Here is a 14,075-nt window from a genome sequence, read left to right as displayed (position 1 = left end):
ATGATGAAGGAACTTCAATTTGATCGTCACAGACGGTTGCGTTCTACTGATGGAATGCGTGCAATGGTAAGGGAAACCTGGCTTCGTCCTGAGGATTTCATCTATCCTTTATTTGTTGTGGAGGGTGAAGGAATCAGAAAAGAGGTTCCATCTATGCCTGGTGTGTATCACGTTTCCTTAGATGGTGTAATGGATGAGATTAACCAGCTGACTGAGTTGGGTATTCCTTCCGTCATTTTGTTTGGCGTGCCGAAGGAAAAAGACGCAGTGGGCAGTCAGGCTTATGCTGAAGAGGGAATTGTTCAGCAGGCAACCCGTTTAATTAAAGAGAAAGCACCTGAAATGGTCGTTGTAGCGGATACGTGTCTCTGTCAGTATACAGATCACGGTCACTGCGGCATTGTAGAAGGCGGAAAAGTGCTGAACGATCCAACGCTTGATCTGCTTGCTAAAACGGCTGTCAGTCAGGCGAAGGCAGGAGCGGATATTATTGCTCCTTCAAATATGATGGACGGCTTTGTTGCAGCGATTCGTCACGGTCTGGATGAAGCAGGTTTTTATGATGTTCCGATTATGAGTTATGCGGTGAAATATTCATCCAGCTTTTACGGACCGTTTCGTGATGCAGCGCACAGCTCACCGCAATTCGGAGATCGCAAAACGTATCAGATGGACCCTGCGAACAGACTGGAAGCGTTGAGAGAAGCAGAGTCTGACGTCCATGAAGGCGCAGATTTTCTCATTGTAAAACCTGCACTTTCTTACCTGGACATCATGAGAGATGTAAAGGACCGCTTTAACCAGCCGGTCGTTGCCTATAATGTCAGCGGTGAGTATTCCATGATTAAAGCGGCAGCAGCAAACGGATGGATCAATGAAAAAGAAATCATTCTGGAAAAGCTGACGAGCATGAAGCGTGCAGGGGCAGACCTGATAATTACGTATCATGCAAAAGAAGCAGCTGCATGGCTTCAGGAAAAGTAATCTATTCACATAAAGGAGCGGTACTATGCGTTCGTATTCGAATTCAAAAGAAGCTTTTGAGACAGCTTCAGCATTAATGCCGGGCGGTGTGAACAGTCCGGTCCGTGCATTTAAATCGGTTAATATGGATCCGATTTTCATGGAAAAAGGTAAAGGATCAAAAATTTACGACATAGATGGCAATGAGTATATTGATTATGTACTGTCATGGGGTCCTTTAATTTTAGGTCACGCAGATGATCACGTAGTCAGTGAAATTCAACAAACGGCTTTATCCGGTACAAGCTTTGGTGCGCCAAGCTTGTCTGAGAATAAGCTGGCACAGCTCGTCATTGACCGTGTCCCTTCTATTGAAAAAGTAAGAATGGTATCATCAGGTACGGAAGCGACAATGAGTGCCCTTCGTCTGGCACGCGGGTATACGGGCAGAGATAAAATCGTCAAGTTTGAAGGATGCTATCACGGTCACGGAGACAGCCTCCTGATTAAGGCGGGATCCGGTGTTGCGACACTCGGTTTACCTGATTCACCAGGCGTTCCGGCAAGCGTGGCGCAAAATACGATCACGGTTCCATACAATGATTTTGAATCCATTCAATATGTTTTTAAAGAATACGGCCATGAAATTGCAGGTGTAATTGTAGAACCTGTGGCTGGAAATATGGGCGTTGTTCCTCCGGTTGAAGGCTACCTTGAAGAACTGCGCAGCCTGACTGAACAGCACGGTTCACTGCTGATCTTTGATGAAGTCATGACCGGTTTCCGTGTCGGGTTTAATTGTGCCCAGGGCCATCTTGGAGTAACGCCTGATCTGACGTGTCTTGGTAAAGTAATCGGCGGCGGACTTCCAGTAGGTGCTTTCGGCGGTAAAAAGGAAATTATGGACCACATTGCACCGGCAGGGCCGATTTACCAGGCAGGCACCCTTTCAGGAAACCCGCTTGCGATGGCTGCAGGTTATGCAACGTTGTCTCAGCTGACAGAAGAAAGCTATGACCATTTTATCAAAGTGGGAGATCAGCTTGAGGAAGGCTTTACAAGACTTGCTGAGCAATATGGTATTCCACATTCTGTTAACCGTGCGGGGTCAATGTTAGGCTTCTTCTTTACAAATGAGAAGGTCATCAACTTTGAAACGGCAAAATCTTCTGATCTGAACATGTTTGGTGAGTTCTACCGTCTGATGGCGGAAAATGGTGTATTCCTTCCGCCTTCCCAGTTTGAAGGCTGGTTCCTGTCCACCGTTCATTCTGATGAAGATGTAGCAAAAACACTTGAGGCAGTAGAGACAGCATTTAAGCAGCTGTCAACAAAATAAAAAAGTGGGAAGAGAGTGAAACCGGCTGTTGGTTTCACTCTCTTATTCGTTTTTATATCATTCATCGGAGCATGCTCATTCAAAAATAGTTTGATACACTAAAAGAATACATAGCAGGAAGCGGGATGAATGACATGAAAGTTCGTTTTATTGTAACACTGGTTATCGCTGTGATAGCAGGATGGCTGTTTACTATATTAAATATATTTTTACCCTGGCTCCTTGGGCCCTTGATGGTAATGATCATCTTGAAGAACACGGTTTCTTATGAATTTGTCTGGCCGGATATCCTGCGGAGTATCGGGCTTGTGATTATTGGGATTCAGATGGGTACTTCTTTTACAGCGGAGGCAGTAAAGCTGATGGGTCTGAATTTGCCGCTAATGCTTGTCCTGACACTGCTTGTAACCGGTTTTGCCACGGTATGTGCGTGGTTTTTAGCAAGGCTCACCGGTTATTCATTTGAAACGGCAGTACTTGGCGGTTTTCCGGGAGGACTTTCACAAATGGTGTTGCTGAGTGAGGAGATTAAAGGGGCGGACGTATCGGCGGTTGCTTTTATGCAGACGATCCGGATTCTGATGGTTATTACCGTAGTTCCGTTTCTTGCAACCTATTTTTTCCCCGGTGGTTTATCATCTCAGGTGGATTCAACCGTTACAGTTATTCCCCAAATAAGAGATCTGATTATTCTGGGTGCTGGAATTACGCTGCTGATCCTTATCATGAAGAAGCTGCACTTTCCCATTCCCTTCATGCTCGGACCGCTTTTGGCAGTCACTCTTTTTAATGTTTTTATCGGAAATGAATTTCTTGTGCTGGATCCGCTCGTAGCAGCAGCACAGGTAATGCTCGGCACTCATCTCGGGCTTCAGATGACCGGCCTCAGAAAGCTGATCTCGGTCAAACCGCTGGCCTATGTTGTGATGATTAACCTGCTGCTCATTACATTTTGTATTTTTCTTGCGTGGGTGATGAATCAGCTGTTTTCTTTTACACTGATTGATACGTTTCTGAGCGCGGCTCCAGGGGGGGTTGCGGAGATGGCGATTACGGCTTATGAGGTTGGTGCAGATGTATCAACGGTGACAAGCTTTCATTTGTTCAGGATCTTTTTTATTTTATTTGCTGCAGCACCGCTGACTGTTTATCTACTTAAAAGGAGGAAAGTGGTCTGATAAAATCATCATGATTCCTTTCATTTGAACATAGATTAAAAGGAAATGTTTAAATGAGAAGGAGGATACGATGAACAAAAAAATGTCGTATACGTTGAGTGAGACGATCCGTTTTGATCAAAACCATATTCTGAGTGAGCTAAGATCCCTTTCTTTTGAACCGAGTGTATCCATTACCGAACACCAGGATCAGGTGCTGGTGGAAGGAACGCTATTACTCGCGGGTGATGGTCTGTTTCATCAGGGTGAAGACCTGTCCGAGCAGTACCGTTCAGCTGCTCTTGTACAAAAAGTAAAAACAGATGAAAGTAAAATGACCTTTGAGCATCATTTTCCGCTTTCGATCTCTATTGCTTCAGAGAGGGTAGCGAATAAGCACGATGTAGAGGTTTATATTGAGCACATTGATTATGAAATGCCGGTTGAAGGGATCCTTCATTTAACCGCGGAGCTGGCTGTTGAAGGGGTAGCTGAAAAAAAGGAAGTGCCGAAAAAAGAAGCAGCTGCCGAGGTGAGGGTGCTGCCAAATCCATTAAATGACTGGAATGGGGAACAACCAAAAACCCGTACAGAAGTGAAGCCTGAAGAGCAGGAGTCAGTAGCCCTCGAAGAATCAGCACAGGCAGAAGCTGAGCCTGAAGTGCAGGAAGTTGAACAGAGTGACTTCCAGGAAGAGCCTGTGACGAGTGATGAAGAAGAGCTGATAGAAGAAATAGTGGAAGAAGTTTTAGCAGAAGCTGAAGTTGAAGAAGCACTGGCACTCATTGCTGAGGAAGTCAGAGAGGCTGAGGTTGTGGCTGAGATTGAGGTCGAAGAGGAAAAGGAAACCGCTGACATAGATGAGCAGGAGGACAGTGCCTTTTCAAGATTTATTCATACGCTTGAGGATCAGCAGGCGCAAATAAAGATACATATCGCTCAGCAGGATGAAACACTTGAGATGGTCGCTGAACGATATGGTGTCACGCTGATTCAGCTCATGAAGACGAATCAGTTTGAGTCCAGAAGACCGTTTAATCGCGGTGAGCTGATCTGGGTGCCTTCTGTTCAGACCCATTCAAAATAAAGAACACAGGCGACTCCTGCTAAAAACGCCAGCAGCAGTACATCAAAAGTCGTTGGCAGAATAATGAGCCTTACACTCTGAAATACACAGAGCGGGATGATAAACACCTGGCATGTATCACGGCATTTTCTCCACCAGGGTGGCTTTGGTTTTGGAAACAGACGCTTTTTCCCCATTGTATCGATCCTTTCTATTCATTCCTTTATCGTATGATGAGAGAATGAATTTTGCGATTTTATTTGACTCCTGGATTGAAAATCGATTAAGATAAGGTATATATACGATGCATTGACCGGGAAGAGTAAGCGACCCATCGTTCTTCAGAGAAGAAATTCATTTGGTGAGAGAATTTCCAGATCAGATCCCGCTGAAGTCACCCGTTAGCAGCCTTGATGAAATGACTTGTATGGTCAGATTAGTTACAGGCCGGTTTGAAGCCGTTATTTGAATTAAGTGCACGGGCATAAGTCTGTGTAAAAAGGTGGTACCGCGAATCCAAATCCCTTCGTCCTTTTATGGCGAAAGGGATTTTTTTGTTTTTCCGGAATTTCCGTAAATGATGTTATGTACACAATTCAACTGAACTGGAGGAAGCAATATGACAATGAATGAGACAACCATGCCGACGAAATATGATCCGAAGGCAATAGAAGAGGGCCGTTATGAATGGTGGCTGAAAGAAAAAGTATTTGAGGCAAAGAGTGAAGCTGATAAAACTCCTTACACGATCGTCATTCCGCCTCCGAATGTAACAGGAAAGCTGCACCTTGGACATGCCTGGGATACAGCGCTTCAGGATATTTTAACGCGTATGAAGCGGATGCAGGGATACGATGTTCTATGGCTTCCGGGTATGGACCACGCAGGGATTGCCACTCAGGCGAAAGTGGAGCAGAAGCTGCGTGAACAGGGTACAACACGCTACGATCTTGGACGTGAAAAATTCCTTGAAGAATCATGGAAGTGGAAGGATGAATATGCGGGTCATATCCGCGAACAGTGGTCGAAGCTGGGACTTGGACTCGATTATTCACGTGAACGTTTTACACTTGATGAAGGCTTATCGAAAGCTGTTCAAAAGGTGTTTGTGAACCTTTATGAAAAAGGGCTGATCTACCGTGGTGAGTATATTATCAACTGGGATCCCGCGACTAAAACGGCTCTATCTGACATCGAGGTTATTCATAAGGATGTACAGGGTGCGTTTTATCACATGCGCTATCCTTTAACGGACGGCAGCGGATCGATTGAGATTGCGACAACCCGTCCTGAAACCATGCTTGGTGATACTGCGGTTGCGGTACACCCGAATGATGAGCGCTATCAGCATTTAATCGGAAAAACAGTTACGCTTCCAATCGTTGGCCGTGAAATTCCGATTGTCGCTGATGACTATGTGGATATGGAATTTGGATCAGGAGCGGTAAAAATCACCCCTGCGCATGATCCTAATGACTTTGAAATCGGGAACCGTCATGATCTTGAACGTGTTCTGGTCATGAACGAAGATGGCAGCATGAATGACAATGCCGGAAAGTATAAAGGCATGGACCGTTTTGAATGCCGCAAGCAGATCGTCAAGGATCTTCAGGAGTCAGGCGTGCTGTTTGAAATTGAAGATCACCTTCACTCTGTTGGTCACTCGGAACGAAGCGGAGCGGTCGTTGAGCCGTACCTTTCAACGCAGTGGTTTGTTAAGATGGAGCCGCTTGCCAAGCAGGCGATTGAACTGCAAAGTCAGGAGGATAAAGTAAACTTTGTTCCTTCGCGTTTTGAGAATACGTATTTACGCTGGATGGAAAATATCCGTGACTGGTGTATTTCACGTCAGCTCTGGTGGGGTCACCGTATTCCTGCCTGGTACCATAAAGAGACAGGGGAAATTTATGTAGGTGAAGAGGCACCTTCTGATTCTGAGAACTGGGAGCAGGACAACGATGTGCTTGATACATGGTTCTCATCAGCTTTATGGCCGTTTTCAACAATGGGCTGGCCGGATGAGGAGTCAGCGGATTATAAGCGCTACTATCCTACCTCTGCCCTTGTAACAGGCTACGATATCATCGCGTTCTGGGTATCCCGTATGATTTTCCAGGGAATTGAATTCACAGGCGGCCGTCCGTTCAAGGATGTGCTGATTCATGGGCTTGTCCGTGATGAAGAAGGACGTAAGATGTCCAAGTCACTCGGCAATGGGGTGGATCCGATGGACGTAATTGCTGATTACGGTGCCGACTCTCTTCGTTACGTGCTGACAACCGGCTCCTCACCGGGTCAGGATCTGCGTTTCTCTATGGATAAAGTAGAGTCCATCTGGAACTTTGCCAATAAGATCTGGAATGCATCCCGCTTTGCCCTCATGAACATGGACGGGCTGAAGTATGAAGAAATCGACCTTTCAGGCGAAAAGTCAGTGGCGGATAAATGGATTCTAACCCGTCTGAACGATACGATTGAAAACGTAACGAGTCTTGCTGACCGCTATGAGTTCGGGGAAGTTGGACGTACGTTATACAACTTCATCTGGGATGACTTCTGCAGCTGGTATATTGAGATGGCGAAGCTTCCATTAAACGGTGAAAATGAAGAGGCGAAGAAAACAACACGTTCAATTCTTGCTTATGTGCTGGACCAGACGATGAGACTGCTTCACCCGTTCATGCCGTTTATCACGGAGGAAATCTGGCAGAACCTTCCTCACGAAGGGAAGTCCATTACAGAGGCTGCATGGCCAACAGTGAACGAACAGTTTACAGATCGTGCTGCTGAAGAAGAAATGAAACTGCTGATTGATATTATCCGTTCCGTACGTAACATCAGAGCGGAAGTAAATACACCAATGAGTAAGCCGATTCAGCTGATGATCCGGACATCGTCTGAAGAGACGACAGACAGACTGAAGAAAAATGAAGCGTATTTAGAGCGTTTCTGTCATCCTGAAAATCTTCAAATCGGTACAGACATTCAGTCTCCGGATAAAGCTATGACAGCAGTCGTAACCGGTGCAGAGCTGTTCCTTCCACTCGAAGGTCTGATTAATCTCGACGAAGAAATTGCCCGTCTTGAAAAAGAGCTTGATAAATGGACAAAAGAAGTAGAGCGCGTGGAGAAAAAACTTAGCAACGAACGCTTTGTCAGCAAAGCACCGGAAGCTGTCGTAAATGAAGAGCGCGAAAAACAAAAGGACTATATGTCTAAACAGGAAGCAGTCAAAACACGTATTGCTGAACTGAAAAATAACTGATTTTTATGAGGGACGGACGGATTAGATGTCTGTCCCTTTTCCTGTAAAATTCAATGAATGTGAAAGGGAGAAATAAGATGATCACATCCTATGAGGAAGCAATCAACTGGATCCACGGGCGGCTTCGCCTTGGCGTTAAGCCAGGTTTATCAAGAATGGAATGGATGATGGAACGGCTCGGAAATCCTGAGAGGAAAATAAGAGCCGTCCATATTGGTGGAACGAATGGCAAGGGGTCAACAGTGACCTTTTTAAGAAATATTCTGCAGGCTTCAGGAAAAACAGTGGGAACCTTCACCTCACCTTATTTCGAAGTATTTAATGAGCGGATTGCAGTGAATGGGGCGCCAGTCCGTGATGAGGAATGGGTGAGCCTTACGCAGGACATTAAACGACTTGCAGATGAACTGGAGGAAACGGAACTCGGCGGGCCAACAGAATTTGAAGTCATTACAGCCATGATGTTTCACTACTTCGGCAACATCCGGGAGGTTGACTATGTATTAGTTGAAGTCGGTCTTGGCGGGAGACTTGATTCAACGAATATCGTTGTTCCCCTTTGTACATGCATTACTTCAATCGGTCTTGATCATACAGCGATTCTCGGTGACACATATGAGGAAATTGCTTTTGAAAAAGCCGGAATCATTAAGGAATCGGTACCGCTCATTTATTGTGTTAAGCATGCAGGTGCTAAACAGGTGATCAAAGAAACAGCTGATTCAAAACATGCAGCCGCTTATGAAGTCGGTGTTGATCCTGTACTGACTCCTTTAGACAAAGGAGGCCACGGTGAGTCATTCCTTTATCAGGATTCCATCCATCTGACAACAAGAATGAACGGACTTCACCAGATTGAAAATGCAGCGATTGCCATTAAGACGGCTGAAATTTTATCAGGAGCGGATTTATCCAAAGAGGCTATTCAAAAAGGAGTCGGGCACGCCTATTGGCCCGGAAGAATGGAAACGCTCAGCACCCGCCCACTCGTGATCATGGATGGCGCACATAATCCTGAGGGCATTGAATCATTGATTGACACAGTCAAAAGAAAATATGCCGATAAAAAAGTACACCTTCTTTTCGCAGCAGTGTCGGATAAAGATACATCAGGGATGATTCAACAGCTGGATAAGCTGGCAGATGAAATATCATTTACAACCTTTGATTTTCCAAGAGCGGCTAAGGCTGAAGCTTTATGTGAAAAGAGTACGCATCCTAATAAACGGATTGTCACTGCTGAGAGATGGATCAGTGAGATGAAGTCCGGAGAAGATCACTTATATCTGCTCACAGGGTCGCTTTATTTTCTTTCATCGGTTTATCACGAAATCAAGAAAATTCAAACTAGTGAAAATTAACGTGACGGAAGTCTCTTTTTTTGGTAATATCATTATATCGTGACTATTATCATATAAAAGCGGGGTGATATAAGATGAAAGATGTATCTGTAAAAGTAAAATGGGTATTATGGATTATGTGGGGTGTAATATTTCCGGCAGGTCTTTATTTTGCCTATCAGATCGACCCGATTGAACGTTTTGACTGGCAGATCGTTCTCAGTCTGATTGTCCTTGCTGTCATTTCTGCATATTTCCCTTTTAAAGTTGATAACTCGACCATCTTCATCATTCACTGGATCAACCTTGCCGCTTTTTTAATGTATGGGTTGCTGTATGAAATCATTTTAATGCAGCTCGTTCTGATTCCGCTTTTAATCCGTTCGAAAATGACGTGGAGGACACTTTACCGATTTGCTTTGAATTCAACCATGTTTATGATCATCAGTCTCATAGCCGGGACAGTTTTTTATGCAACCGGTGTTACTCCGGATGATCCTGTTCTGGCAGTCACGGCAGTATCTGCAGTCTATATTTTTATCCATATTTTTGTTAACCATATTTATTTATATTCTTTTCACTGGTTCGTAGGCAATCGCTATTCATTCTGGAGCTATGATACGAAGCTGGACTATGTGGCCACCATGCTGAGCATGCCGTTCGGTCTGGCGTATTTTTATCTTCTCATTACAATCGGAGCAGGTGCTACCTTTTTACTGGGTATCCCGTTTCTGGCTATTTCTATGATTTTACGTCTTTATAATACGTCTGAAAGAGTGAATACAGATTTAGCTAAATCAGCTCAAATCGGTCATCAGCTCGCTGAAAGATTAAAAGTAAATGAAGTGTTGGACTTATTTACAAATAAATTATCAGATTTAATGCCAATCGATTATTTGTATATTCTGGATGTTGAAACACAAAATAATCAGCTTGTTCTCCTGCGGAGAATGGAAAATGGCAAAATTGAATCGAACAACCTGTCACCTGTCCGTCTGGGAGAAGGGATTGCAGGTAAGGTTTGGGCATCTGGGAAAGCAAAGCTGTACAGTAAAAAAAGTGAATGGAACGAAGAAGTCGAGGGGTATATCCCTTCGGACATTGAAAGCATTATTTGTGTGCCGATCCAGAGAAATAAAAAAACAGTTGCTGTTCTGATGGCGGCTTCGAAAAAGAAAAACGCTTTTGGTGCTCATTTAATCGCAATACTTGAAATTTTATGCTCCTATCTTGCTGTAGCGATACAAAATGCAAGGAATCATCAGCGTACAGTCAAGCAGAGTGAGCGCTGTGCTCTAACCGGACTATACAATTTCCGTTATTTTGATGAAAAACTGAATGAAGAATTTGAAGCTTTACAGCGCGGGAAACTGAATGTGCTCTCACTCATTTTGCTTGATATAGACCATTTTAAGAGTATCAATGATACGTATGGGCATCAAAGTGGAAATGATCTGCTGCTCGAGCTTGCAAATATGCTTGTTGAGATTGCCGGGGAAGTAGGAGTCATCGCCAGATACGGCGGTGAGGAATTCGTCATCCTGTTGAGTGATATCTCTAAAGAAGAAGCAAAAATGATCAGTGAAAAAATCAGGAGAGAAGTTGAAAATAAAGTTTTTGAAATCAGGCATGACCTCAGTAAGAAACGGGAAAAATTGAATGTGAAATTCACCGTCAGCATTGGTGTTTCCTCTGCTCCGGGGGATACTGATTCAGCGAAGTCACTTTTAAGAAATGCTGATCGTGCGTTATATATTGGAGCAAAACAAAAGGGACGAAACAAAGTGGCAACTTATTCAAAATGAGCATTCAATCTATGGATGCTCATTTTTATGTATATAGAACTAAACATCTACTGTTGTTCGTTCTTTAATCACAGGATATACTAGTACCATAGTTAAATGTCTTTACATGTATTTATTTCCAAAAAATGAGCTTAAGGATTCATTCTCTATATTGATAATTTATTTCATGCAGAAGAAGTGTGGGTGAAGAAATGAACTGGTTAAAAATATCTATAACTATCGCTACTGCAATTACACTGGTCACGATGATTGTGATGTACCTTCATAACCCTGCATCTTATTCCAAGGCAGCTAACTCCTCCTTTTCATTAACAAAAGGGCCTTATGACGAAATGAAGGCTGATTTAACCAGTCAGATTGCAGAATGGAAAAACAGTGGAGATATTACTGTTACATATCAAAATGGATCATTTGCTGTATCGCGTTCATCATTTGAATTTGATTTAAGTGAGAGTTTTCAGACTATGAAAAACAGTTCAGAAAGTCCCTGGTATGCATTCTGGGACAGAACAGATGAAGTGGCTTTTCCTTTAACTGTTGAACTGGGTGATCTGCAAGTTTTAAATGAATACGATCAGGTCATTGATGTGGATGCGACTGTCGGGATGTTAAACGAAAACGCTTCCCGTCTGTCTTATGAAAACATTGCGGCTGTATCAGCAAGCGATGCCGATCAGCCCGGTGTTGTTTCGTTTTTTTCATTCAATACGCCTGATGCCGGCAAAACAGCTGACATTATACAGTCATTTGAAATAAGCGGTAAAACAACTTTTTCTTTTAATGAAACCTTTTCATCTGCTGATGATCAGTCTTTGCAGATTGCAGCGTCTTCACTGTACCAGGCTTTCTTAATGACGGATGCTTTGATTCAGGAGCGCCATACCATGTCAGAGCCGCCTGAATTTATCAAAGCCGGCATGGAAGCCTGGGTTTCTTCTCGGATGAACAGGGATCTGAAAGTTTATAATCCTTTTTCCTATCCGATGATGATAAAAGCTGACTCAGCAGGGGATCAGCTTGAGATTCAGATCAGCATGGTTGGAGGTACTCAAAAATATCAGGTTGAAACGACACATAATCAATTTATCGAGCCTAGAGTCATTCAGCGCTACAACCCTCTTTTGAAGCCTGGACAAAAAGTGAAAATCAGTTCAGGGAAAGAGGGGTTTCAATCTGAAACGATCCGTTACAGCCTGTTATCAGGAATTGACCCTGAAGTTGTGACTGCCGATTTTTATCCGCCTGTTCCTGCTATTACTGAGGTTTCACCTGAACAGGCTATACAGACTTCCGATGCACCTGTTGATGCTGCACCTGCACAAGGCGCAGTCAATGAAAGCCCATCAACAGGAGAAACGCAGTCAGGTTCAGAAGCAGATGAGGGTACAGTAACTTCCACGGTTGAGCCTGATGAAGAAAAAGTCACAGTTAAGCAAGAGGATCCTCCTAAATAGGAAAGGTTGAGTAGTAATGAGTATGGTAAATCGAAAGCGGCTTGGCGATCTTCTCACTGAGTCCGGTATGGTTACAGTTGAAGAAGTGAACAGAGCGCTTAATGAAAAGTCACAGAGCGAAAAGCTCGGGGACTGGCTGATTAAAGAGAGCATCATTACGGAACGGCAACTGATCGAGGTACTTGAATTTCAGCTTGGTATTCCTCATGTTGAACTAAACAGATACAAAATTGATACTGATTTAATACAGCTTATCCCGTCCGAACTGGCTAAGGAAAACCTCATTATTCCATTAAAGAAGGAAAGAAATAAACTTTATGTTGCAATGGCCGACCCGATGGATTATTTCGCAATTGAAGAATTAAGAATGGCGACGGGCTGTCAGATTGAACCGAGTATTGCTGCAAAAGACGATCTGAACCGTAACGTGATGAAATTTTATGATATTCAGAACTCAATGAATGAAGCACTTATGGACCTGGCTATGAATGAAAACGAATCGGAAGCCGATCTGACAAATCTTGATTCACCGATCGTCCGGCTTGTCAATCAAATCATTGCCGGGGCAGCGGCCCAGCAGTCAAGTGATATTCATTTTGATCCGCATGAAGATGAAGTGCTTGTCAGGTATAGAGTGGACGGCATGATGCAGACTGAGCGATCACTTCCTAAGCATATGCAAAATATTGTGATTGCCAGGTTGAAAATAATGGGCGGATTGAATATTACAGAAAGCAGGATTCCTCAGGACGGAAGAATTAAATCAGTGATCAATGACCATACGATAGATATCAGGATTTCTTCCCTGCCAACAATTTATGGTGAAAAGATCGTACTGAGAATTCATGATTTGAATAATGCTCTTACCGATTTATCTAAGCTTGATTTCACTACTGAAAATTACAGTCTTTTTCTGAATATGATATCTAAGCCAAATGGAATTGTATTAATTACAGGTCCTACAGGTTCTGGTAAATCGTCTACGCTTTATTCCGCCCTTCATTATTTAAACGAAGAGTCGGTTAACATTCTCACAGTAGAAGACCCGGTTGAATATCAATTGAAAGGCATTAATCAAATTCAGATGAATGAAGAGATCGGATTTACCTTCGCCTCCGGTTTAAGAAGTATACTTCGCCAGGATCCTGATATTGTCATGTTAGGAGAGATCCGTGACCAGGAAACAGCCGAGATTGCGATCAGAGCCTCACTTACAGGACATCTTGTTTTGAGTACATTGCACACGAACAGTTCAATTGAAACCGTTACCAGATTAATTGATATGGGCATTCAGCCGTTTCTGCTGTCTTCGTCACTAAGTGGAATAGTTGCACAAAGACTTGTCCGTAAAATCTGCCGGGACTGTAAAGAAAGTTATGTGCCCGATGAGAGAGAAAAAGCCCTCTTTGCAAAAGAAGGCGTGCACTACACTGAGCTATTCAGAGGAAAAGGATGTTCGTCCTGTAACGGAACAGGCTATAAAGGGCGGATGGCGATTCATGAGGTGCTTGAAGTGGATGATGAACTGAAGGATCTGATCATCAAAAAAGCCGGTTCAACCGCTATTAAAGCACATGCAGAACGTAAAAAGACTCCCTTTCTCGTTAAAGACGGTCTGCAGAAAGCAGCCGACGGTTTGACTACATTGAAGGAAGTTCTCCGTGTCACAACATTATCGTAGGGTGG

The 14,075-nt window shown here is 43.6% G+C and carries 10 protein-coding genes and 1 other annotated feature; of the genes, 9 read left to right on the top strand and 1 reads right to left on the bottom strand.

Annotation, left to right across the window (positions count from 1 at the left end; translation table 11 throughout):
- Window positions 1-3 precede the first annotated feature (3 nt).
- From hemB to E2491_RS16760, 4 genes are all read left to right on the top strand, one after another.
- Window positions 4-984, top strand: a complete 981-nt coding sequence (gene hemB / locus E2491_RS16775) for a porphobilinogen synthase (protein ID WP_134376900.1) — start codon at window positions 4-6, stop codon at window positions 982-984.
- 25 nt (window positions 985-1,009) lie between these two features.
- Complete coding sequence (gene hemL / locus E2491_RS16770) at window positions 1,010-2,302, top strand: glutamate-1-semialdehyde 2,1-aminomutase (RefSeq protein WP_134376771.1); 1,293 nt, start codon at window positions 1,010-1,012, stop codon at window positions 2,300-2,302.
- Window positions 2,303-2,427: 125 nt separating this feature from the next.
- Window positions 2,428-3,480, top strand: coding sequence for an AbrB family transcriptional regulator (locus E2491_RS16765; RefSeq protein ID WP_134376770.1), 1,053 nt, complete (start codon window positions 2,428-2,430; stop codon window positions 3,478-3,480).
- A gap of 70 nt (window positions 3,481-3,550) precedes the next feature.
- The gene (locus tag E2491_RS16760) at window positions 3,551-4,546 is read left to right on the top strand and encodes a hypothetical protein (protein ID WP_134376769.1); all 996 of its coding nucleotides are present in this window, start codon (window positions 3,551-3,553) and stop codon (window positions 4,544-4,546) included.
- Here the strand turns inward: E2491_RS16760 and E2491_RS16755 are convergent.
- Window positions 4,528-4,722 carry a hypothetical protein gene (locus E2491_RS16755; RefSeq protein ID WP_134376768.1) on the bottom strand — a complete coding sequence of 65 codons (195 nt, stop codon included), beginning with the start codon at window positions 4,720-4,722 and terminating at the stop codon, window positions 4,528-4,530. The two genes, E2491_RS16760 and E2491_RS16755, sit on opposite strands and share 19 nt — an antisense overlap.
- Window positions 4,723-4,825: 103 nt before the next feature.
- Window positions 4,826-5,062, top strand: a binding site (T-box leader).
- 82 nt (window positions 5,063-5,144) lie between these two features.
- Here E2491_RS16755 and E2491_RS16750 point away from each other — a divergent pair.
- From E2491_RS16750 to E2491_RS16730, 5 genes are all read left to right on the top strand, one after another.
- Window positions 5,145-7,790, top strand: coding sequence for a valine--tRNA ligase (locus E2491_RS16750; RefSeq protein ID WP_134376767.1), 2,646 nt, complete (start codon window positions 5,145-5,147; stop codon window positions 7,788-7,790).
- 77 nt (window positions 7,791-7,867) lie between these two features.
- A complete protein-coding gene (locus E2491_RS16745) occupies window positions 7,868-9,151 on the top strand; it encodes a bifunctional folylpolyglutamate synthase/dihydrofolate synthase (protein WP_134376766.1) in 1,284 nt (427 codons plus the stop codon).
- A gap of 74 nt (window positions 9,152-9,225) precedes the next feature.
- On the top strand, window positions 9,226-10,935 hold the full coding sequence (locus tag E2491_RS16740; protein WP_134376765.1) for a sensor domain-containing diguanylate cyclase: 1,710 nt from the start codon (window positions 9,226-9,228) through the stop codon (window positions 10,933-10,935).
- A gap of 191 nt (window positions 10,936-11,126) precedes the next feature.
- Window positions 11,127-12,389, top strand: coding sequence for a VanW family protein (locus E2491_RS16735; protein WP_134376764.1), 1,263 nt, complete (start codon window positions 11,127-11,129; stop codon window positions 12,387-12,389).
- 16 nt (window positions 12,390-12,405) lie between these two features.
- On the top strand, window positions 12,406-14,070 hold the full coding sequence (locus E2491_RS16730; protein ID WP_134376763.1) for a GspE/PulE family protein: 1,665 nt from the start codon (window positions 12,406-12,408) through the stop codon (window positions 14,068-14,070).
- Window positions 14,071-14,075 lie beyond the last annotated feature (5 nt).

The sequence above is a fragment of the Jeotgalibacillus sp. R-1-5s-1 genome, from assembly GCF_004405105.1.
In the GTDB taxonomy this organism is placed as follows: Bacteria; Bacillota; Bacilli; order Bacillales; family Jeotgalibacillaceae; genus Jeotgalibacillus.
This window is presented reverse-complemented; position numbering and strand designations above follow the sequence as displayed.